The organism is Rhodococcus sp. NPDC059234 (assembly GCF_042754225.1).
Taxonomy (GTDB): domain Bacteria; phylum Actinomycetota; class Actinomycetes; order Mycobacteriales; family Mycobacteriaceae; genus Rhodococcus_G.
Map to the genome: position 1 here is coordinate 1 of NZ_JBHZAH010000068.1, position 20,429 is coordinate 20,429.

Below are 20,429 nucleotides of genomic sequence, written 5' to 3' on the forward strand. Positions count from 1 at the left end.
GAGAACATCTCGGCCTGGATCATCGCGTCGTGGTTGGCCTTGTTGAAGTCGCTCCACAGTGCGGACGCGCCGGTGGGGTAGACCTCGACGCCGTCACCCGCGAGCGCGGTGAGTTCGCCCTTGAGCTCGTCGACGGCCTTGACCATGTCGTCGGTGCCGGCGTTGGCACCGGCGATGAGGATGCCGGTGTGGCCGTCCGGGCTGATGGACATCCCGGGCTGGGGCGCGATCACCTCACCGAACCGCGGGTCGGACTGGAACAGGGCCGTGGCCTCGTCGACGACGCGCTGGACGGCGGGGGCGGAGACCGGTGCGGTGTCCGAGTGCACGACCACCTGCACCGCGGCGGAGGAGTTCCCGCCGAAGTGTTCCTGGGCCAGCTCGCGGACCTGCACCGACTCCGAGCCGTTGGCCTGCCAGCCGGCGCCCGCGAGTGAACTGAACACACTCGGGGCGGCGGCCCCGAGCGCGACCAGGGCGATCAACCACACCCCGAAGACCCACTTCGCGTGCGTGGCCATGACCGCGCCCATGCGCGCCAGCACGCCGCCCTGCACCGTCGGCGGGGCGGCTCCCGGTTTCTGCTTCGTCGTCGCCGGCGACTGATCGTCGACGGCAGCGTTCTTGCTGCTCATTTCGGAGCCTCCTTATACGGGTGGGGGTATATAAACGGGCGCAGTGCGCCCCGGGAAATTCACGCGGGACCGCCCTCGGACGGTCGGAACCACGAGCCGTCGGTCATGAACCATATACCCCAGTGGGTATTTTGTATACCCCGGGGGGTACCTGGGGTGCTAGCGGTCGGGCGGCGCGAAGATGGTGGTTCTCAAGACGAGAAACCGCAGTCCGCCGACGGCCGCGCTCGCGACGATCACGACGAGTGCCTGGGCCACGCCCGTCGCGGTCGGGACCAATCGGTCCATCAGCGCCAGGACGGCGGTACTGAGGACGAGTCCGAGCGCGGCAACGGCGCCGCCCTCCCACTGCGCGACGAACCAGTGCACCCGATCGGCGGCACGAAAGGTGCGCCGGCGGTGCAGTTCGTTCGAAAGGACGGTGCTCGTGACGACGCCCACCGCATTGGCGAGAAAGGTGCCGAATGAGGCCAGGACGAGGAACGACAGCGCGTAGAGGACGTTGCTGGAGCCGCCGACGAGCGCGAATCGGGCCAGTTGCGCAGCCCAGCCGTCACCACGAAGGCCCCGCCCGCCGTGGTCCGCCCGAGCGGGTCTGGCCCGCCCGGTGCGCACGGTCACGGGGTCAGCGGCCGAGCAGCCGACCGAACAGTCCCGGCTTGCCGGCGGACCCGGAGTCCTTCTTGCATTCGCAGCGGCGGGACGCGGGAACGGACTTCATGACGCTGTCGACATGCGCCCCGCAGCCGCCCCAAGTCGTCTTCTTGCAGGTCGAGCAAGTGACTGGGTAACACATAGGGTTCTCCTCCGGAGTTTAGAGATCAGCTTTCACCATACCCATGGGGGTATATGGATTCGAGGTGTTGGTGGTCACACGGATTCTTGGCGGGTCTCGTACATGCGGACCGCCACCACGACGCCTGATGCCGCGGTGAGGGCCGCGACCATCCAGACCGCGGCGCGGACGCCGAGCAGGTCCGCGACGCCGCCGGCGAGCAGTGCGCCGACCGCGAAGCCGCCGTCCCGCCACAGCCGGTAGGTGCCCACCGCCCTGGCCCGCCAGGCGGGGTACGCGACGTCGCCGATCGAGGCGAGCAGCGTCGGGTAGACCAGCGCGGTCCCGGCGCCGAGCATCGCCGCCGCGACCGCCCACACCGCGAACGTGTCGCCGAGCGCGATCAGGCCCAGCGCGATCGCCTGCAGCCACATTCCGGAGGCGATCAGCCATTTGCGCCCCCACCGGTCCGAGAGGGCGCCGGTGATCAGCTGGCCGACGCCCCACACCGCCGGGTACAGCGCGGCCAGGAGTCCGATCTTTCCGACAGACAATCCGGCGGCGGCGAACAGGATCGGGAACAGTCCCCAGGCGAGACCGTCGTTGAGGTTGTTGACCAGTCCGGCCTGGCTGGCTGACGAGAGCGCCGGCTCGCGAAAACTGGTCTGGGTGAACACCTCACGGTCGGTGAGGGTGTCGTGGAGGTGATCGTGGCGGCCGTCGTCGCGCGCGAGGTGAGTGGCGGCCTCGAGCCGGGCGTGTTCGCGCGTCTCGCGGACGGCGAGGGTGGACAGCCCGAGCCCGAGCGCGGCGAACGCAATGCCGAGCAGGAACGGCGCGGGCCGCAGCCCGTGAGACTCGGCCAGGTAGCCGGTGGCCAGCGCGGTGACCGCGACCGCGGCGTATCCGGCGGCCTCGTTCAGGCCCATCGCCAGCCCCCGGCGAGCCGGGCCCACTAGGTCGATCTTCATCACCACGGTCGTTGACCAGGTCAGGCCCTGGCTGATCCCGAGGAGCGCGTTGGCGGCGATGACCCACGACCAGGACGGCGCCCAGATCAGCATCGCCGGGACCGGGAACGCGACGAGCCAGCCCGCCAAGAGCACCGGCTTGCGGCCGAACCGGTCGGAGAAGGTCCCCGCGAAGTAGTTGGTGGCGGCCTTGGCGACCCCGAAGACGAGGATGAACGACAGTCCCGCCGTGTAGGCGCGGAGCCCAAACTCCTGCTCCCCGATCAGCGGCAGCACGGTCCGCTCCTGGCCGAGCATCCCGCCGACGAGCGCGTTGACCACGACCAGGAGCGCGAACTGGGCTGCGTTGGCGCGCAGCCCCAGCTCGATCCGCCGCCCGGAGGCGGGGACGTCGCGCGCGGTGATGCTGGCCGGCGTGGCGCCGGCGCTCATCGGCCGCCCCCACGCTCCCCGGGGCGGCCGGACCGCAGCCACTCACCCGTGCCGCCGGCGACCGAGACCGCGTGCCGGCCCGCGCCCGCGAGAATGTCGGCGCCGAACAGGCTGCGATTGCCGGACGCGCAGATTACGTAGACCACGTCCGCTTCGGGGACCTCTGCTGACCGGGAGGCCAACTCGCCGAGGGGAATCCAGAGCGCTCCGGGCACATGCGCCTGCTCGAACTCGTAGCCCTCCCGTACGTCGACCACCAGCGCCCCCAATGCCCATGCATCGACGAAGGATTCGAAATCGACTTCCCTCATTGTTCGCTCCTTGACTTCGTGTCGATATCAGGTTTCCACCCTCCGGAGCGGTATACCCCCGGGGGTACTTGCATACCCTAGGGGGTATCTGGCATCCTGTCCACATCGGCGCCGCGAGCCCTGCCACCCGACTGAAGGAAAACGTGATGATTCTCGAGCAGTACTACATCGAATGCCTGTCCCACGCCTCGTACCTGATCGGCGACGAGAGCACCGGCCGGGCGATCGTCGTCGATCCGCGCCGTGACGTCACCGAATACCTCGACGACGCCCGACGGCACGGACTGACAATCGAAGGGGTGATCAACACCCACTTCCACGCCGACTTCGTCTCTGGCCATCTCGAGCTGCTCGAGGCGACCGGCGCGTGGATCGGGTTCGGTGAAGCCGCCGAGACCGACTACCCGATTCGCCGCCTCGCGCACGGTGAACACGTCACCCTCGGCGAGGTCGAGCTCGAAGTTCTGTCCACTCCGGGGCACACCTGGGAATCGATCAGCCTGTTGGTGCGGGAGACCCCCCAAGCTCGCCCGACGGCCGTGCTCACCGGCGACTCGATGTTCATCGGGGACGTCGGTCGCCCTGATCTGGTCAACCTCGGCGACGGCTCGAGCTCCGATCTCGCGCGGGCCATGTACCGCACCATCCACCAGACGCTGTTGAACCTGCCGGATTCGGTGACAGTGATGCCCGCGCACGGTGCCGGCTCGTCGTGCGGGAAGAACCTGTCCACGGAACTGACTTCGACGATCGGTGAACAGCGGCGGACCAATCCGTCGGTGCAGCCGATGAGCGAAGACTCGTTCGTCGCCTTGATCACCGACGGTCAGCCTGCGGTTCCGGACTACTTCCACGTCAACGCCGCCCTGAACAGGAGCAGCCGGGCCCTGCTCGATCAGGACCGCCGGATCCCGGCAGTCACTGCAGAGCAGCTGCGCGCCGAACTGGCCGCTGGTACCCGGGTGCTCGACGCCCGTACCCCCGACGACTTCGCCGCCGAACACCTGCGCGGGTCGGTGAACGTCGGTTTCGACGGCCGGTTCGCTGAGACCGGCGGAATGGTCGCCGAGATCGGCGACCGGATCGTGCTGATCACATACCCCGGCGAGGAACAGGAGGCTGCGATACGGCTGGCGCGCATCGGCTCGGACGAAGCGGTCGGGTACTTCAACGTCGACAGCGACGACATCTTCACCCCTGAGCTGGAAGATCTACTGCAGGTGGCGCCCAGGACGACGGTCGAGGAACTCGGCCGGCTGCTCGCCGACGACGCGGTCACCCTCGTCGACATCCGCAACCCCGGCGAACGCGAATTCGGCACCATCCCTGGATCGTTGCCGATCCCGTTGGCACAGTTGCGTTCCCGGGTCGGCGATCTGCCCAGCGACAAGCCAATTGTCGCGCACTGCGCGGGCGGATGGCGCTCGAGCGTTGCCGCTTCACTGCTGCGCGCCTACGGTATCGAGCAGGTCAGCGACCTCGTCGGCGGGTACAACGAATGGGCCGAGCAGCACACCCTGGCTTGATCTTCAGCCCGAGTACATCACTGTAGCGCTGCACCGTGAGTCGGTGTCCTGTTTGACGACCGGCGGATTCTGGCGGTCATCGCAACAGCAGACGTTCCATCTCTTCGATGGGCGTGCGGAGATCGACGACCTGACCCAGCAGCGCAACGCCCGTATCCATGGCGGATGCTCCCAGGTGCGCGGAGTACGCGCGCGAGCGCCCGGGACGCAAGAAGTCGGCGTTCGGGGGCACGAGGCGCGCTTGCCGCCTCTCTCCCCCGGCGCGCCAGCCGAGTTCTCCAGCACGGACGCTGCAATTCAATACCGGCCGTCGAGCAACATTTCGTTCCCTAAGCAAAATCTACGCACATTTGCCAACTAGCCTGACGACGGCAGTCCGAAAGTATCGTCACCCTAGTTGTCACACCGCAGGTCAGAGCGCCAGGAGTTGCCAACTACGGTGACGGATCACAACCTGGCCTCCGGCCGCCCGTCCTCCTCCCCCGCGCACGCGCCGCCGCCGCGCCGCCCGCCGGTGTTCGTTCTCCGGGTAGTGACCGACGACGATTGACGACGGTGGTTGGCGCGCTGCGATCGATCCTGGTCAGGAGCCAGAGCGCGTGGCCTGCCCCTGATGCGGGGCGGGCGCGAAGGCGCGCAGCGGAATTGCCCGCACCTTCGCGAGGTCAACCGAGACGTTCGACGATGAGAACGTTGGCGGTGCCCCCGCCCTCGCACATCGTTTGAAGGCCGTATCGTCCGCCCCGGCGCTCGAGTTCGTTCAGGAGCGTCGTGAACAGCTTGGTTCCGGTGGCTCCGAGCGGGTGCCCGAGCGCGATTCCGCCGCCGTTGACGTTGACGCGGTCCGGGTCTGCTCCGGTCTCCACGAGCCACGCCAGCACGACCGAGGCGAATGCCTCGTTGGTCTCGAACATGTCGAAGTCCTCGATGCGCATGCCCGTCCTCCTGAGCGCGAACTCGGTCGCCGGAATCGGGGCGGTGAGCATGAAGATCGGGTCAGCGCCGCGCGCGCTCAGGTGGTGAATTCTCGCGCGCGGCACAAGGTCGTGGGTCTTGATCGCCGCCTCGGACGCGACGAGTACTGCGCTGGCGCCGTCGGAGATCTGGCTCGCGAGGGCCGCGGTCACGCGGCCGCCCTCTCGAAGTGGTGGGAGTGCGGCCATCTTCGCCAGGCTCGTGTCCCGGGGGCACTCGTCCACCTCGAACGAGCCGACCGGAACGATCTCGCCGTCGAATCGTCCGGCGGCGATCGCATCTCGTGCGCGCTGGTGGCTGCGCAGCGCCCACTCCTCCATCTGGTGGCGGGTGACGGCCCACTTCTCGGCGATCAGTTCGGCCGCGCGGAACTGGGAGATCTCCTCCGTGCCGTAGCGGCGGCGCCAGTCGTCGGAACCCGCGTACGGGTCGTCGAATCCGTACTGCCGACCGGCCGTCATCGCCGCGGAGATCGGGATCCGGCTCATGCTCTGCACCCCGCCCGCCACGACCAGGTCTGCGGTCCCGCTCATCACCGCCTGGGCCGCGAAGTGCAGCGCCTGCTGGCTGGACCCGCATTGACGATCGACAGTCACGCCCGGAACCTCCTCGGGCAGGCCCGCCGCCAGTGCCGCCGTGCGGGCGATGTTGCCGGCTTGGCCGCCGATGGTGTCGACGCAGCCCAGCATGACGTCGTCGATTGCCGCCGGGTCGACGGGAATTCGGTCTGTCAGGGATCGGATCACGGTCGCACCCAAGTCGATCGGGTGAACGGTGGACAACCCGCCGTTCTTCCTCCCGACTGCCGTGCGAACTGCGTCGACGATGTAAGCCTCGGCCATCACTCGGATCCTCGCTTCCTCGGTCGCTGCGGGCGTGACCCCCATTCAGTTAGATGATTGAACCATATGACGACCCGTATCGGATCAGCGACCGCGACACCCGAACTTCGTGGTGTCCCTTTGCTTCCTGTCAAGCAACCGATACTGGCCTGCGTTGCACTAGTCGCGGTGTTGTGGAGCGGCCCCTCGGCCGCGCCGGAGTCCTCCAGGTTGATACCGACGATGCCGGTGGCGAGGAATTCGGTGATCGTCGCGTGGACACCGTCGGGATCGTCGGCGTACGCGTTCTCCACATCGGTGCTGACGGGCAGGTCGGCGGCCGCCACGATGCGCTCGACGTTGGCGAGCACATCCGCCTCTACCAGCGAACGACCGTCGGCGACAGCTTGCGTCGAGAAGCTCGCCGGGTTCTTCATCCAGAACCTCTCCCCCGCCCGCGCGGCCGTATCCCGCTGATCAACCCGAGAATGGCGATGTAGGTACAGGAGTCGGTTGCTCCACCCTGCCTGCCCGTTGTCTAGCGCGGGAGGTTCCAGGCCTTGTGGACGAACTCCAGCCGGTTACCGTCGACGTCGGCGACGTTGGCGGCGTAATAGCCGGGTGCGAAGTGGGTTCGGTCGGCCGGCGGTCCGTCGTCGATCCCACCGGCCCTGATGGAGGCGGCGTAGGCCGCGTCGACGGCATCGTTGCTGTCACACACGATGCCCACGTAAAGGCCCGTCTCACCGGCATTGCGCTGCCGCAGCCAGATACTCGAGCCGACGCCGGTACCGGAGACGTAGACGGGGTCACCGATGCCGAAGAGGTCGGGGACGTTGGCCGGCCCGGACGAAGCGCGGTAGGTCCCGAACCCCCTCCAACCCAGAGGCCTGAGGGCTTCGAGGTAGAACGCCAATGCCGTGTCGACGTTGGTGACCGAGATGTAGATGTGATCGATCATTTCCGGCCCTCGCTCCATGCGGCGGCGTTCGTGTGTGCGAAGTCTCTGAAGGCGACCATCAGAAATACTATCGCCTGGAGAAGCGCCCTCCAGGTGGCCAAACCCATGTCCGCGAAGTTCAGGCCCAAGATTCGGCGCTCCATGTCACGGATCCCGTCGAACTCAGGTCGGCCCGTCGATCGGTTGCTGCAGGTGGTGGCCGAAGAACGTGAACACCCTCCGCCATGCGTCGGCGGTGGCCTCCTTGTTTTCGCCGAACCCGGCGATGCGAGACACCGCCTGCAAGGGAGCACGGTCGGCGAAGCTGTGCCCGGCATTCGGGTATGTCTTGACATCGTGCGGAATTCCCTTGTGCGCCAGGACTTCGTCGAGTTTTTTCCCGCTGCCCCGATTGAACGGATCGCGCTGGCCGAAGCTGGCGACGATAGGACAGGTGCCGTCGCCGATCTCGGCGTACTTTCTCTGCATGGGCGGAGGATAGAAAGGCGCCGATGCGCCGAAGCCTTTCGTGGAGGCGACGAGCGCGAACCCGCCACCCAGGCAGATTCCAGCGATGCCGATCGCTCCGGTGCAGTCGGACCGCCTCGACAACAGCTCCCGTGCCGCCGCGACGTCCTCGAACGCTTGGCCCTCGTAGGTCATGAGGTCGTTCATCACCGCTCGCATGCAGCGAATCATCCCGCCGCGGGCGAAGAGATTGGGCGCGACCGCCAGGTATCCGTGGTCGGCGATCTGACGCACGATCTCACGGTGAGGTTCGCGCAGGCCGAACGCGTCGTGGATAACGACGACACCAGGCCAGGGCCCTTCTCCGGACGGAATCTCCAGTACCGCGTCGATGCTTCCGGAGGGTGTCTCAATGTCGATGTCGGCCATTGCTCCCCACTTTCGTGATGGTGGTCGCGGGCTCGTTCGGCGTCTCACGGTTCGCGGAATGCACTGGTGAGGCGGGTGACCTCGTCGTCGTGCAGCGACAGTGATCCGGCGGCGAGGTTTTCGGCGAGGTGGCCGCGACTGCTGGTCCCGGGGATCAGCAGCACGTTCTCGGCGATGGCCAGTAGCCAGGCGAGAGCAACCTGGGCGGGTGTGGCGCCGTGTCCGGCTGCGACGTCGGTGACGACCGGATTGGTGCGAATCGCATCGTGTTGGTCCCTCGGCCAGCCGAGCGGACCAAACGGGACGAACGCGATGCCTCGGGTACTGCACTCGTCGAGCACCGACTCCGAGGACCGATCCGCGAGGTTGTAGGCGTTCTGTACACAGACGATGTCGGTGACTTCAAGGGCCCGCAGGAGATGTCGGTGGGTGACGTTGCTGATCCCGATACCGGCGATCAAGCCTTCGTCCCGCGCGGCCGCGAGAGCGCCGAGTTGGTCGACAAACCTCTCGTCCACTGGGGCGTCGTCCAGGAGTCGTAGGTTGACTGCGGTCAGACGCTCGACACCGAGCGTCGCGAGGTTGTCTTCGATGCCCGCGCGGAGTTGGTCAGGGTCGTTGTAGGGCAGGAATGCGCCAGTTTCGTCGCGTCGGCCACCGACCTTGCTGACCAACGCCAGGTCGTCGGGATAGGGGGAAAGCGCTTCCCGGATAAGGTCGTTGACCACAGCGGGACCGTAGTAGTGCGCGCTGTCGATGTGATCGACGCCGGCATCGACGGCCGCGCGGAGCACTGCGAGTGCTTCATCGTAGTCTCGGGGCGGGCCGAATGCTCCGGCTCCGGCCAGCTGCATTGCGCCGTAGCCGACCCGCCACACCACCTTGTCGGCTAGACGGAATCGATCACTCGGCATGTTCACGGCGGCATTCTCCATAGGCGTTCTGGTCCTCGACCCGGCTTCGTGCCCGGGGTCGGGTGCGGACGCATGTGGCGTTGACGGTGGTGAACACTCTCTGATGACGCAGGGCGCCGGAGGTTGCTGTCCCGCTGCTCCAGGCTGGCTATGTCCCCATACAGGATTTCGCTGCGGCGCGGATCACGTCGATCACCAGGTCGGGCTGGGACAGCATCGGAACGTGGCTGCTGTCCGCCTCGTAGGTGCTGGCGTTCATGCGTTTCGCGCAGAAGCGTTCGAGCTCGGGATGCACGGTGCGGTCGTTTCTGCCGACGATGTACCAGCTCGGCTTCGACTTCCATGCGGTGCCGGCGACCTGCTGGTCGAAGAGGTCCGCAGCAGGCACGCCCTGAGTTGCAAAGACGAGCTGCTGTTCCTGTTCGGAGAGGTCGCCCGCGAAGCACTCGATGCCGTCCGATCGCAACCAGATGCGACCCTCGGCGACCTCGATGTGCGCGAACACATCCGTCGAGGGGAACTTGGCCTGCAGGCTCTGCGACGTCTCATCCTCGTCCGGGGCGAGCGCGGCGATGTAGACGAGCCCCGCGACGCGGTCGTCGGTTCCCGCCGCCGTGATGACGGTGCCACCGTACGAATGCCCGACGAGAACGGCCGGGCTTGCGACCCGGCCCAGCGCCCGCTTGACCGCGGCGACATCGCCTTCCAGGGTGTCGAGGCTGTTCTGCGTGGACACCACCTCGTGACCGTCTGCCTGCAATGCGGGTATCACCTTGCTGAAGCAGGACCCATCGGCCCACAAGCCGTGGGCGAATACGATGCTCGGTGTGGTCGGCGTCGACATGATGCGCACCCTTCCTCGGCACGAATCAGCCGGATCCGCACCGGACTAGGTTTGTACTCCGTCTTCGAACCGTGGCGGCCGGACGGCCCCACAGTCACCATCGTCCTCTCAGGACGTCAGCGAGGCCGAGTTTTCGAGGGTTTGTCCCCGAGGCCGGCGGCCGGGTTCGGGACTTCGTGTTCCGCTCCTCGTCACGCGCGCGGCCGAGGCCGACGCCACCTAGGGCGTCAGCAGTACTCGCATCGGGGAGCTGGGAATCGATGCCGAATCGATGCAGCGGTGAACTATCTGGGTCGTCGACTGAAGTTCAACTTGGTTCCGCAGGGAATCTCACGAAATCCGGTACACCGACGTCATCTACATGTCGCGGGCGGCCGAGGGCTGCGTCCTCAGGTCTGCGGTCTCGAACCACAAACCACAGGAGGGATCAGCAATGGCTGGCAGTGTTCCCGTTGTCGCAGGGGCTCTTTCGACAGCAGTCTTCGCGGCATCGACGATGCCGATGATCCTGAAGGCGATCCGCACCCGAGATCTATCCTCCTATAGCGGGGGAAATCTGATCCTCAGCAACGCGGGCAATCTTCTCTACGCCGTCTACGTCCTCAGTCTTCCTCTTGGGCCCGCGTGGGCCCTCTATGGCTTCAATCTGTCTGTGAGCGTGACGATGCTGGCACTGTGGCTCCGCTACAGGGCGGCGCTCCAGGTCTCCGCGCCCGGCGAAGGCCTCCCCCGTCCACTGCAGGACGTGGAGGCTACCTCGACCCGTATTCTGCTCGAGGCATAGCGGCCATGACTCGGGGCACGCATCGCGGAGTCCCGCGGGCTCATACGTCCCGTCCGAACTGTGCGAACTCGGGCTTCACGAGCTCAGCGAAGTCGCGATCCTCGACGACGTGCTGAACCTGCTGCAAGTCGAGGGATCCCACGGGCTGCTGTGGAGGACCGTGGCCGCCGGCTTTCTCACCGGCACCCCACCGCCCGGCGCCGCACCTTCTGCCGTCAACTGCTGGATCCAGCACCTCCAGAACTTCGACTGGACGCAAACCGAGAACTGGGTCCTGCAACGAGCGACCGACACGCTCACCACCCCGCCGGACCCCCACAGCGTGAACAACCCCGACGCCATCGCCGACGACAAGGTGTTCGACCGGCTCACGGACCCGCTCGAGATCCCCTCTCCCCCAGCGTTGTCCGCTTCACCGTTTCACGCGTCGCCGGCGTCGTCCGGTGTGATGTCTACGCGGACGGGACCATCCGCTGTGCTGATAAGTCGGGTGTGCGTTGCGGTGGCGCGGTCGGTGTGCTCGGCGCCGGGTATGGCGTGTGCTGTGAACAGGGCGACCGCCGCCTCGGGATCGAGCGGATGTGGGGCGTCGGGCCTCATTGTGGTCATTCGGGCCAGACGGCGGAACTGCCGCGGCGATGCGAGTCCAGCAGGTGAGTGTCGACGATGCCGATGGCTTCCATCAGGGCGTACATGGTGGTCGGTCCGACGAAGACGAACCCTCTGCGTCTCAGTTCCTTGGCCAGGGCCGCCGACTCCGCGGAATTTGTGGGGATCTCGGCGAATGCCCTTGGTCGTGGAGTGGTTTCGGGTTTGAACGACCACACCAGATCGGCCAGGTCCGTCTCGTCGCGCAGCCGGAGGGTGGCACGGGCGTTGGTGATGGTGGCTTCGACCTTCTGCCGGTTGCGGACGATGCCCGCGTCGGCGAGGAGGCGTTCGACGTCGGTGTCGGTGTAGGCGGCGACTTCGTCGGGATGGAAGTTGTCGAAGGCCGCGCGGAATGCGGGGCGTTTGCGCAGGATCGTCGCCCAGGACAGGCCGGCCTGGAACGCCTCCAGACTGATGCGTTCGAAGACGCCGTGCTCGTCGGTGACGGGCATGCCCCACTCGGTGTCGTAGTACCCGCGCAGCAGTGGGTCGACGGCGGCCCAGGCGGGTCGGGCGAGTCCGTCGGCGCCGATGACGACGGCGGGATCGGTCATGATGGCCCCTGCGCGGGCCGGTCGGTCAGTCCTGTCGTGCGCATCGTGATGTTGATGCGGCCGCCGGCGAGCCCGACGTCGGCGGGTGCGGTGTCCGCGTGAATCGCGGTGACGCCGTGGTACGCCAGGCGTGAGGGGCCGCCGAAGACGAACAAGTCACCGGAGGCGAGCAGCAGGTCGGTGTAGGGCCTGTTGCGGCTGTCGGTGTTGCCGAATCGGAAGGTGCAACTGTCGCCGACGGCGAGCGACACCACCGGGGCCAGGGACCGTTCGTCCTTGTCCTGGTGCATGCCGAGGCGAGCAGCCTGGTCGTAGAAGTCCACCAGCGCCGCATCGGGTGTGTAGGCGTTCACGGTGTGCCGGTCGTGGCCGGTCGCCGCCAGGGCGCGCCGGCCGAGGCGGATCATCCAGCCGGGGAACGGTAGGACGCGGGCTCCGTTGACATCGGTCGCGTTGCGTGTGTACCGGTAGGGCTGCCAGTGCCAGCCCAGACACACTGTGCGCACGCTCATCTCGTGTCCACGGACCCTCGCGGCTCGTATCGGTACGGGACCCGCCGTCCAGTGGTGGAACTGATCGACGATCCGTGCCTGCTGCTCGGTGGTGAGCCAGTCGGGGACGTGGACCGCGCCGGGGGCGAGTTCACGGGCGGCGCGACCGCCGAGGCCGGGGGTGAACAGGGTCATCGTTCCCCCACGGGAAGAGTCCGACGCCACAACTGTCGCCCCGAGACGGTCCAGGTGGCGCCGTCGGCGGTGGCGCCGGTGAGCCCTTCGAGGTGGCCGCGGCCGACGAGTTCGAGGCTGCCCGGTGTGCCGATCTCCACGGTAGCGAGGGTTCGTGCGGGGTCCCAGTTCGTGGACCACAGCAGCCGGCGGGTCATCTGCGCCCATCCCGTCGGCGGGCCGGTCATGATCCAGAGGTCGGGCTCGGGGTGGCAGAACCGCCGTGCCTGCCGCAGCCAGGAGGCCGCGGTTTCGGGCCAGGTCACCGTCGCTGAGACGTTGCCACCGGTGGCTGTCCAGCGGCGTGTGAGGGCGGCGGCCGCGGCGACAGCGGAGGGGGTGCGACCCGACCCGATGGCGACGGTGCCTACTCGGCGGGCCACGGCGAGGTCGATCAGCGCGGTGAGCTCAGCGTCGGTCGCGGCCGGGTCCGGGGCGGTCTCGTGGCGGTGCGCCGGGTCGAGGAGTGGGCTGGTCAGGGTGTCCATCGTTGTCCGTTCTGCCGGGCGATCTTCCACGCCACGTACTTGTCGTGGCAGCAGGCACAGCACGGTCGGTAGCCGGCGGCGACCGCGGTGGCCTCGTCGGCGAAGAACACGCGGTCGTGGGTGTAGCCGCCGCGGGCGATCGCGCGGAGCGCGGTCGGGCAGTCCATGCGGCCGTATATCTTCGTGCCGCCGTGGCCGCCCCACAGTCCCTTCGCGCGGGACTGGTGGGGGCGGCCGTCGGCGCCGGTCAGGGTGTAGGTCTTCGCCGGGTCGGTCACGCCGCGTCGTGGAAGACGAGGGCAAGCGTGTGGCGCTCACCCGAGCGGATCGCGGAGACGCCGTGACGTACCGGCGCTGCCGACCAGCCGCGCGTGGACTTCACCGGTCGGTCGCGGGTGGTGAACAGGTAGCCGTGCCCGTGGGGCAGCAGTGTCGCGGTGCCGCGCGACTGGGCGCGCGGTCGTTGTTCGAGCAGGAGGAACTCGCCGCCGGTGTGATCGACACCGGGCTCGTTCAGGTTGACGACCACCTGCAGCGGGAACACGAGGTCGCCGTACAGGTCGCGGTGCAGCGCGTTCCAGTCCTTCTCCCGGTAGCGCAGCAGGATGGCCGTGGACTTGCGTTGGCCCGCGTCATGGCACATCTGCAGCCACTCGTCGAGGGTGTCCGGCCACGGCGCGGGCCGGCCGAGCTTGCTCCACCAGTCGCGGGCGATCGGCAGCAGCCGCGGGTACAGCGCCTGCTTCAACCGTTCGACCGCCTCGGGGTAGGGCGACCGGAAGTAGCGGTACTCCCCCTCGCCGAACCGGTGGCGGCCCATGGTGACGGTGCTGCGGAACAACTCGTCCCGGTCGTAGAGGCCGCGGATCTCGTTGGTCTCGTCCGGGTTGAGGAGCTGCGGCAACAGGGCGCCGCCGTACTGGTCGACCTCTCGTGTGATCGCGTCCCAGTCGCCGGATTCCACTCGAGTCCGCCAGGGATCGGCGGGCGTCGTCGTGGGATTCATGCCGCCTCCAATTCCAGCAGGGTCGTCTTGGCTGCGAGGCCCCCGATGTAGCCGCCCAGCGTTCCGTCTGTGCGCAGCACCCGGTGGCACGGCACGACGACCGGCAGCGGGTTGGTCGCGCAGGCCGTGCCGACGGCCCGCACGGCCTTCGGGTTCCCGACCAGCTCGGCCACTTCGCGGTAGCTACGGGTCTGTCCGTAGCCGATCTCCGGCAGGTGCTGTTGCACCAGCTGCCGGAACCCGTGTGACAGGGACAAGTCGAGATCGAGGTCGAAGGACTGTCGGCGCTTGCTGAAGTACTCGTCGAGTTCGCGTGCGACGGTGTCGAGCCGCCGCGGGGCCCGCAGGATGCGGGGGCTCACCTTGTGTGTGAGCGTCGCGAGCACCTTCTCGTGGTCCTCGTTGGCGTACGCCACGCGGATCAGGCCGCGTGGGGTGGCCGCGAGGAGGAGTTGTCCTACCGGGGAGTCGACGGTGGTGTAGGCGACATCCAGGAGGTCGGCGTGCTCGGCCTGCTGCTCCAGTCGCTGGTGCAGCCGGTCCAGCAGTTCGGCGTCGACGGGCGCCTGCAAGTTGTCGATGATGTGGCTGTCGTTGCGGGTGTCGTTCATGATTCTCCTTTCACGGTGGCGCCCGGATAGCTCTTGCGTAGGTTCTTGAGTCCGTCTGCGGCGGCGCGTCGTGCCGCGTCGACGGTGCCGCCGAGGACTTGCGCGATGTCGGCGTAGGTCAGGCCGGCCACGTAGCGGTACGCGATGGCTTGGCGTTGTTTGTTCGGCAACCGGCGAACGGCAACCCACAGGTCCTCGTCCTCCGTGCTCGGCGGACTGGCGCGGGTCGGTGCCTCCGGCACCTCGTCGACGGGCAGTGGATTGCGTTTCGCCGCCCGCAGCACGTCGATGGACTTCCGGTGCGCGATCGTCACCAACCAGGCTTCGACGTTCGCGATCTCCGGCAGATCCGGATACGCCTTCATTGCGGAGAGGAACGTCTCCGACCAGGCATCGTCCGCGTCATGCGGGCCAAGGACCACGCGGCAGACGCGCAGCACGGTTGCGCCGTGCTGCGCGACCACATTCTCAAACGGCAGTTTCATGTCCATCCCACAGAAGACGCAATCGTCACCGAATGTGTGAGATTTGCGATCAGAACAGGCGTCCGGCACTCACGGGTGCCGGCTCCTCGAGTTCGAGCAGTGCCCGCTTGCGCTCGAGCCCCCCGGCGTAGCCGGTCAGGGAACCGCTGGACCCGACGACCCGATGGCACGGCACGAAGATGCACAGAGGGTTCGCCCCGACGGCCTGCCCGACCCTCTGCGCAAGAAGGCGATCCCCGAGTCGTTCGGCGATGCGCCCGTACGTGATCGTCGAACCGAAGGGGATCGTCTGCACGATGCGCCACACGGAATTCTGAAACGTGTCACCGTCGGCGATCAGCGGCAGATCGAACTCGCATCGCCGGCCGGCCAGGTAGTCACGCAACTGACGACTCGCCTCATCGAGAAGTCGATCGTCGGCGGTGGACACCTCCGGACCGAAAGTCTCCGACGAGGGACGTCGAATGTGATGGCGGAAGTACAGACCGCCGATCGCGTCACCCCGGGCGACGACGGTGATCGAGCCGAGGTCGCTGTCAACCACGATGTGTCGGGTGTTCATCTGCATGTCCTTTCTCATGTCTGACGGGTAGACGAAAGAAGACAGTCAGACGTGAGATACACCAGATGGAGGTCGGGGTGGCTATGTCAACAGCTCTTGGCCCCACATGTCGGAGATCTTCGAAGGTGCCCACCGGAGTTGCACCCGATGATCGACCTAGCCTCTGGGCGGGTAGCCCGGCGGTTCCTCTGTGTTCGTCAAGTAGGAATCTCGTTCGAACGCCGGGCAGTCGAGTCGGTGCGGGTCGATGGGGCTGACTCCTGGGAAGCATCGACCCGCACCGTTTCCTGCTCAGTGAGCGTAGGTATTCGATTTGCTGCCGCTGAGTGGCGAGATAGGCAGCGATGGTGGAGGTCGGTGGATCACGACTGAACCACTCAACCCACGAGTCAACTGAGGTGGGGCAGTCCCGATCGAGGTTGGTGTTCAATAGATTGCCGCCGCAAGAATTGATGAGCTGGCTAGCTGCCGTCGATGTCTGCGGCCGACAGCCCGGAACCAGATGGGCGTTGCACATAGTCCGGCGCGGGTCGGCAAATTGCTCGTTGATTCCGGGCTGGTCGAAAATTCTGACCCCGATTCTGTCGCGGCCGCGGCGGACCGAATTGCGGTATTCCGGATCGAAGCTGCCTGATCGATTCGTGTTCCTCCAGGCCTGATCGGGTACGTCAACGGCGCTGGTCGCGCCACACAGGGGCTCGGCGCCGGCGCAGATCGTGCTGCAGCGACCGCCTGTCCTCGCCATCAGCATCCGGCGCAGCGCATCTGGATCGGCTGATAGTCGCGAACGTCGCTGGCGAGGTCTTCGCCGAACCCCACTGTCGCCCACTCCGTGCTCAAGCCGTCAGAGGGATCGTCAGTCACCGTTCGAGGTCGTCGCGCATGGTGCGCCAGAGCCGTTTCGCTACTTGCCGCCGGAAGCTGTCAACCTCCGTCACCAGTTCACTCTTCCGGCGTCTGCATGTTCTTTCCAGTCGCGCCGCCGTTGCGAGCCTCGATGGCCTCGACGGACTTCGTGAACGTCTTTCCCAAGACGCGGGTGCCGAAAAGTCCGAGCACTATCGCGAGCAGCCGTCCCCTGAGGTTCTTGCCGTCGCGGACCACGACGGCGTCCACGTCGGTTCCACCCGAGGGCAACTGGGTGAGGGTGTAGGTGTGGCCCGAGGCGCCACCCCACAAGTTGGAGTCGGTGGTCGTCATGACCACGTGATGGGGATCGGTCCAGTCGTAGTGCAGGCGTTCCCAGATACCGCTCGAGCCTTCCGTGACATCGGCGTCGTGGGGTCCTTCGTGATGCACCTCGAGATAGCTGTCAGAACTGTTGCCGAAGAGCTCCTCGCGACCCGGTCCGAAGTCGGTGAGACCGGCCAGGAACTGGTCGGGCGTCGCGGTGGTCGTCTTATGGAGATGGATCGTGGTCATGGCGCCTTCCTTGACACTTGGAATCTTCGCTCCGGCACAAATGGCCGAGGTCGGTGACGGCACATCCAGAACACCACTTGCGAGAGCATCGCGAAAGAGGACGACGGCTCAACGTGATCGTGCTGGCCATGTCAGGACGCATTCCGGCGAGGCGTGGTCCGGCAATCCGGAACCAATCACGCGCCTGTCGATGACGATCCGGAGGAATTCCCTGGAAGAATTCCGCCGTCATGATTGTGTTCACAAGCGTCGAAGAACTGGGCCTGAAGAGGGGTCGACGGTGGCTCACAACACGCGTGAAAAGATGGTCGAAGGCGCGATTGAGCTACTGGCCACGAAGGGGTTCCAGGGGACGTTGTTGACAGACGTCATCGAAGCCACCGGGGCTCCGCGCGGGTCGATCTACCATCACTTCCCAGGCGGGAAGGACGAGATGATTGCCGCCGCAGTCGATCTCACCGGTCGTCGCTACGTCGAGTGGATGGACACCTTCGTCGGCGCCAAGCCCGAGATGATTGTCGGCGGATTCCTGCAATTCTGGCGACACACTTTGATCCGATCGGACATGAAGGCTGGGTGCCCGGTTCTTGCTATCACAGTGTCCGCCGACGTAGATGAGCTCATCGATCGGGCGCGCGCGGTCTTCAGGGCGTCGCGCGCCAAACTCACCGAACTACTCAGCGGTTCCGGAGTCACCGTCGATGCTGCGGCCAAGTTCGCGACGATCGCCGTCGCCTCGGCGGAGGGTGCGGTTGTGCTCGCCCGGGCCGAGCGCAGCATTGAGGTGTTCGACATCGTCGCGGACAATCTCGTGGATCAGGCCAGGACGCTACCGACGAACTGACGCCGAGGTCGCTCATTGCTGGCGACGGCGTGGGCTCCAGTTCACGTCACTCGCCGGCGAGGAACGGTGCACGTAGCTGACGGCGAGGGCACCTTCGCCGACCGCGGAGGCGACACGTTTTATGGGGCCGTGCCGGACGTCGCCGATGGCGCAGAAGCCGGGTGTGCTGGCTTCCAGGTCGAAGGACCGGCGGTCACGGGTCCACACCCGGTGCAGCATGTCGTCGGTCAAGTCGCTTCCTGCGAGGAAGAGTCCGTTGGCATCGCGGATGAGGTCGGGGATCTCTTGTGCCCACTCGATGTTCGCTTCGCCGCCGATGCAGGCGAACACGCGGGTTGCCGATAGCGTTGTCCGTTCGCCGTCGACAGTCTGCGTCTCGATCGAGGTGAGCGTGTCATCGCCGAGGAGGCGAGTGATCTGTGTGCGGGTTCAGGTCGGTTCACGCGGAATGCCGGCGACGTGCTTGATCGTCCGGAGTTTGGCCAGAGCGGCAGTGAGGGCCGCCCATCGTGGTCGGGGTGGTTCGGCCGAATCGACGGTGCTGTAACCGCGGGTGCTATCTACTGGTAGGCGTGACGATGCGTCGGTGGCGGACTCGGAAGGCAACGCGTCATGGCGGGACGGTCGGAATCCGGGCCCCGGCACACCCAGGAGCGGGGGCGGGACCGGGGGCGGGAGCTGCGGCTGGTGTCCGGTGACGGCTATCCCGACTGGGAGTCGGTGTACCGAGACAACGTGGCCTGGGTGTACGGCCTGATGTTCGCTCGTGTCGGTAACCGCGCGGACGCGGAGGATCTGACCGCAGAGGTGTTCATGGCGGCACTGCGGCCATTGCGGATGTCGGCGAGCATTCCAGAGGTGCGCGGGTATCTACGTGCGACCGCGCGGACAGCGCTGGCCGGGTACTGGCGTACCCGGATGGGCCGTGAGATCACCACCATCGACGACGATTTTGCCGCCGAACCGACCAGTGAACCGGCCGTGAACACGAAGGCCGAGACGCGCGCGCACGTGTTGCTGGACCGGCTTCCGGCCCGATACCGGCGCATCCTGGAGCTGAGGTTCCTGCAGGGGCTGTCTGTGCGCGATGCAGCGACCGATCTGGGGGTCAGCGTCACGAATGCGAAAGTATTGCAGCACCGGGCACTGCAGATGGCGGCGCGGCTCAGCGAAGGAGGTGCACAGTGAGCGGCAGAGAGGTTCGTCGATACGTCGAAGACCTGCTGGCCGGGCGGCGGCCACGATCGTTCCACCCGGACGAGTCCGACGCCGAGCAGATGCGCGCTGCGATCACGCTGCGCGCGGCCAGGCCGGGCGCCGATGCACCTAGCGAGTCCTTCCTCGCCGATCTGCAGCAGCGCATCGCCGCCGACGTCGACGAACTCGCGACCGAGGACTCCGATACCGGTGGGGGTTCGACATCGCGCAGGCAGGTGCTGATCGGGGGCTCGGTCGCGGCGGCGGCCGTTGTCGGCGCCGTCGTCGATCACACGATCTTCGGCGGAATCGCAGCGGAGAAGGAACAGGGTCCACCGGCGACCGAGTCGACCCTGGCGCCGACCAACGGGGCGTGGCGGGCTGTCGCCGCCAGTGCCGACGTCCCAGACGGCGCCACGGTCGCGTTCGATCTCGGCACGATCAACGGGTTCGTGCGCCGCGTCGACGGTCAGCCAGCGGCGGTGTCCGGGGTCTGCACTCATCAAGGCTGCCGGCTCTGGTTGGACGCGCCCGCCGCCACGCTGCGGTGCCCGTGCCACGTGACCTCGTTCTCGACCAACGGGCAGGTGCTCGCCCACCAGCTGCCCGTCGCTCCCGCGCCGCTGCCGAGTCTGCAGATCCGCGAGACTGGCGGCACGATCGAGGTATTCGCGCCCACCGAGCCTGCCTGACCCACACGGTGTAACCCGCTCCCCTATCCATTGGTGAACGATCCGCGTCAGCGGATGATCACGGACCGATGGAAACGGCGGGCGAACGATGAACGCGCTGATCGAGATGTCTCGACTGGCGATGCGGCGCCCCGGCCCCGACACCGACGTCGAAGCCGCCGCTGCATGGCATCAGGCGAAAGGCCGGCTGCTCGAGCAGCTAGCCGCCGACGGCGGCCCCGACTCGGCCGACTCCGCTGCCCACGCCGACGCCGCGTACGCACGGGCGAGGTCGATACTTCGCGGACAACTCCGATCGCAGTACGAACCGCGTCGTCATGGCGCCGCAACCACGCGACCCGTGTAACCCCGGTCCCTATCTATCGGT

General features: G+C 66.9%; 26 protein-coding genes. 5 read left to right on the top strand and 21 right to left on the bottom strand.

Features of this window, described 5'->3' with window-relative positions:
• From ACFXGJ_RS15205 to ACFXGJ_RS15220, 4 genes are all read right to left on the bottom strand, one after another.
• A partial coding sequence (locus ACFXGJ_RS15205; RefSeq protein WP_378621270.1) for an MMPL family transporter occupies positions 1 to 635 on the bottom strand: 635 nt, incomplete at its 3' end.
• Positions 636 to 794: 159 nt separating this feature from the next.
• A complete protein-coding gene (locus ACFXGJ_RS15210) occupies positions 795 to 1,256 on the bottom strand; it encodes a GtrA family protein (RefSeq protein WP_378621272.1) in 462 nt (153 codons plus the stop codon).
• 249 nt (positions 1,257 to 1,505) lie between these two features.
• On the bottom strand, positions 1,506 to 2,813 hold the full coding sequence (locus tag ACFXGJ_RS15215; protein WP_378621274.1) for an MFS transporter: 1,308 nt from the start codon (positions 2,811 to 2,813) through the stop codon (positions 1,506 to 1,508).
• Complete coding sequence (locus tag ACFXGJ_RS15220) at positions 2,810 to 3,124, bottom strand: rhodanese-like domain-containing protein (protein ID WP_378621275.1); 315 nt, start codon at positions 3,122 to 3,124, stop codon at positions 2,810 to 2,812. The genes ACFXGJ_RS15215 and ACFXGJ_RS15220 overlap by 4 nt, the downstream gene beginning before the upstream one ends.
• Positions 3,125 to 3,270: 146 nt before the next feature.
• On the opposite strand from ACFXGJ_RS15220, the gene ACFXGJ_RS15225 reads away from it, so the two are divergent.
• Positions 3,271 to 4,650 (top strand): rhodanese-like domain-containing protein, encoded by a 1,380-nt coding sequence (locus tag ACFXGJ_RS15225; protein ID WP_378621277.1) that lies wholly within the window; start codon positions 3,271 to 3,273, stop codon positions 4,648 to 4,650.
• Positions 4,651 to 5,315: 665 nt separating this feature from the next.
• Here the strand turns inward: ACFXGJ_RS15225 and ACFXGJ_RS15230 are convergent.
• The 6 genes from ACFXGJ_RS15230 to ACFXGJ_RS15255 form a co-directional block, all read right to left on the bottom strand.
• Positions 5,316 to 6,467, bottom strand: a complete 1,152-nt coding sequence (locus ACFXGJ_RS15230) for an acetyl-CoA C-acetyltransferase (protein ID WP_378621279.1) — start codon at positions 6,465 to 6,467, stop codon at positions 5,316 to 5,318.
• Entirely contained in the window at positions 6,467 to 6,883 is a 417-nt protein-coding gene (locus tag ACFXGJ_RS15235) for an isocitrate lyase/phosphoenolpyruvate mutase family protein (RefSeq protein ID WP_378621281.1), read from the bottom strand. The genes ACFXGJ_RS15230 and ACFXGJ_RS15235 overlap by 1 nt, the downstream gene beginning before the upstream one ends.
• Positions 6,884 to 6,984: 101 nt before the next feature.
• The gene (locus tag ACFXGJ_RS15240; RefSeq protein ID WP_378621283.1) at positions 6,985 to 7,407 is read right to left on the bottom strand and encodes a VOC family protein; all 423 of its coding nucleotides are present in this window, start codon (positions 7,405 to 7,407) and stop codon (positions 6,985 to 6,987) included.
• Between the two features lie 162 nt (positions 7,408 to 7,569).
• Positions 7,570 to 8,283: a dienelactone hydrolase family protein gene (locus ACFXGJ_RS15245; protein ID WP_378621285.1), complete on the bottom strand. Its 714-nt coding sequence runs from the start codon at positions 8,281 to 8,283 to the stop codon at positions 7,570 to 7,572.
• 44 nt (positions 8,284 to 8,327) lie between these two features.
• Entirely contained in the window at positions 8,328 to 9,197 is an 870-nt protein-coding gene (locus ACFXGJ_RS15250; RefSeq protein ID WP_378621349.1) for an oxidoreductase, read from the bottom strand.
• Positions 9,198 to 9,345: 148 nt separating this feature from the next.
• Complete coding sequence (locus ACFXGJ_RS15255) at positions 9,346 to 10,041, bottom strand: alpha/beta fold hydrolase (protein WP_378621287.1); 696 nt, start codon at positions 10,039 to 10,041, stop codon at positions 9,346 to 9,348.
• A 433-nt stretch (positions 10,042 to 10,474) separates the two neighbouring features.
• Between ACFXGJ_RS15255 and ACFXGJ_RS15260 the strand changes: the two genes are divergently transcribed.
• Entirely contained in the window at positions 10,475 to 10,825 is a 351-nt protein-coding gene (locus tag ACFXGJ_RS15260) for a hypothetical protein (protein ID WP_378621289.1), read from the top strand.
• 420 nt (positions 10,826 to 11,245) lie between these two features.
• Here the strand turns inward: ACFXGJ_RS15260 and ACFXGJ_RS15265 are convergent, their stop codons facing one another.
• From ACFXGJ_RS15265 to ACFXGJ_RS15310, 10 genes are all read right to left on the bottom strand, one after another.
• On the bottom strand, positions 11,246 to 11,434 hold the full coding sequence (locus ACFXGJ_RS15265) for a hypothetical protein (RefSeq protein ID WP_378621290.1): 189 nt from the start codon (positions 11,432 to 11,434) through the stop codon (positions 11,246 to 11,248).
• Positions 11,431 to 12,030, bottom strand: a complete 600-nt coding sequence (locus ACFXGJ_RS15270) for a DNA-3-methyladenine glycosylase I (RefSeq protein ID WP_378621292.1) — start codon at positions 12,028 to 12,030, stop codon at positions 11,431 to 11,433. The genes ACFXGJ_RS15265 and ACFXGJ_RS15270 overlap by 4 nt, the downstream gene beginning before the upstream one ends.
• Positions 12,027 to 12,716, bottom strand: coding sequence for an alpha-ketoglutarate-dependent dioxygenase AlkB family protein (locus ACFXGJ_RS15275; protein WP_378621294.1), 690 nt, complete (start codon positions 12,714 to 12,716; stop codon positions 12,027 to 12,029). Before ACFXGJ_RS15275 ends, ACFXGJ_RS15270 begins: the two co-directional genes overlap by 4 nt.
• The gene (locus ACFXGJ_RS15280) at positions 12,713 to 13,243 is read right to left on the bottom strand and encodes a hypothetical protein (protein ID WP_378621296.1); all 531 of its coding nucleotides are present in this window, start codon (positions 13,241 to 13,243) and stop codon (positions 12,713 to 12,715) included. The genes ACFXGJ_RS15275 and ACFXGJ_RS15280 overlap by 4 nt, the downstream gene beginning before the upstream one ends.
• Complete coding sequence (locus ACFXGJ_RS15285) at positions 13,231 to 13,521, bottom strand: Ada metal-binding domain-containing protein (RefSeq protein WP_378621298.1); 291 nt, start codon at positions 13,519 to 13,521, stop codon at positions 13,231 to 13,233. The genes ACFXGJ_RS15280 and ACFXGJ_RS15285 overlap by 13 nt, the downstream gene beginning before the upstream one ends.
• Entirely contained in the window at positions 13,518 to 14,249 is a 732-nt protein-coding gene (locus ACFXGJ_RS15290; RefSeq protein ID WP_378621300.1) for a 2OG-Fe(II) oxygenase, read from the bottom strand. The genes ACFXGJ_RS15285 and ACFXGJ_RS15290 overlap by 4 nt, the downstream gene beginning before the upstream one ends.
• The gene (locus ACFXGJ_RS15295) at positions 14,246 to 14,860 is read right to left on the bottom strand and encodes a methylated-DNA--[protein]-cysteine S-methyltransferase (RefSeq protein WP_378621304.1); all 615 of its coding nucleotides are present in this window, start codon (positions 14,858 to 14,860) and stop codon (positions 14,246 to 14,248) included. Before ACFXGJ_RS15295 ends, ACFXGJ_RS15290 begins: the two co-directional genes overlap by 4 nt.
• On the bottom strand, positions 14,857 to 15,351 hold the full coding sequence (locus ACFXGJ_RS15300) for an RNA polymerase sigma factor (RefSeq protein WP_378621306.1): 495 nt from the start codon (positions 15,349 to 15,351) through the stop codon (positions 14,857 to 14,859). The genes ACFXGJ_RS15295 and ACFXGJ_RS15300 overlap by 4 nt, the downstream gene beginning before the upstream one ends.
• A 43-nt stretch (positions 15,352 to 15,394) precedes the next feature.
• A complete protein-coding gene (locus ACFXGJ_RS15305; protein WP_378621310.1) occupies positions 15,395 to 15,907 on the bottom strand; it encodes a methylated-DNA--[protein]-cysteine S-methyltransferase in 513 nt (170 codons plus the stop codon).
• A 942-nt stretch (positions 15,908 to 16,849) separates the two neighbouring features.
• Positions 16,850 to 17,329, bottom strand: coding sequence for a hypothetical protein (locus tag ACFXGJ_RS15310; RefSeq protein WP_378621312.1), 480 nt, complete (start codon positions 17,327 to 17,329; stop codon positions 16,850 to 16,852).
• Between the two features lie 280 nt (positions 17,330 to 17,609).
• On the opposite strand from ACFXGJ_RS15310, the gene ACFXGJ_RS15315 reads away from it, so the two are divergent.
• The gene (locus ACFXGJ_RS15315) at positions 17,610 to 18,173 is read left to right on the top strand and encodes a TetR/AcrR family transcriptional regulator (protein ID WP_378621314.1); all 564 of its coding nucleotides are present in this window, start codon (positions 17,610 to 17,612) and stop codon (positions 18,171 to 18,173) included.
• A 12-nt stretch (positions 18,174 to 18,185) separates the two neighbouring features.
• On the opposite strand, the gene ACFXGJ_RS15320 is transcribed toward ACFXGJ_RS15315, so the two are convergent.
• Positions 18,186 to 18,503 carry a hypothetical protein gene (locus ACFXGJ_RS15320; RefSeq protein ID WP_378621317.1) on the bottom strand — a complete coding sequence of 106 codons (318 nt, stop codon included), beginning with the start codon at positions 18,501 to 18,503 and terminating at the stop codon, positions 18,186 to 18,188.
• 282 nt (positions 18,504 to 18,785) lie between these two features.
• On the opposite strand from ACFXGJ_RS15320, the gene ACFXGJ_RS15325 reads away from it, so the two are divergent.
• Entirely contained in the window at positions 18,786 to 19,361 is a 576-nt protein-coding gene (locus tag ACFXGJ_RS15325; protein ID WP_378621320.1) for an RNA polymerase sigma factor, read from the top strand.
• Complete coding sequence (locus ACFXGJ_RS15330; protein WP_378621323.1) at positions 19,358 to 20,062, top strand: Rieske (2Fe-2S) protein; 705 nt, start codon at positions 19,358 to 19,360, stop codon at positions 20,060 to 20,062. Before ACFXGJ_RS15325 ends, ACFXGJ_RS15330 begins: the two co-directional genes overlap by 4 nt.
• The last annotated feature ends 367 nt before the right edge of the window (positions 20,063 to 20,429 follow it).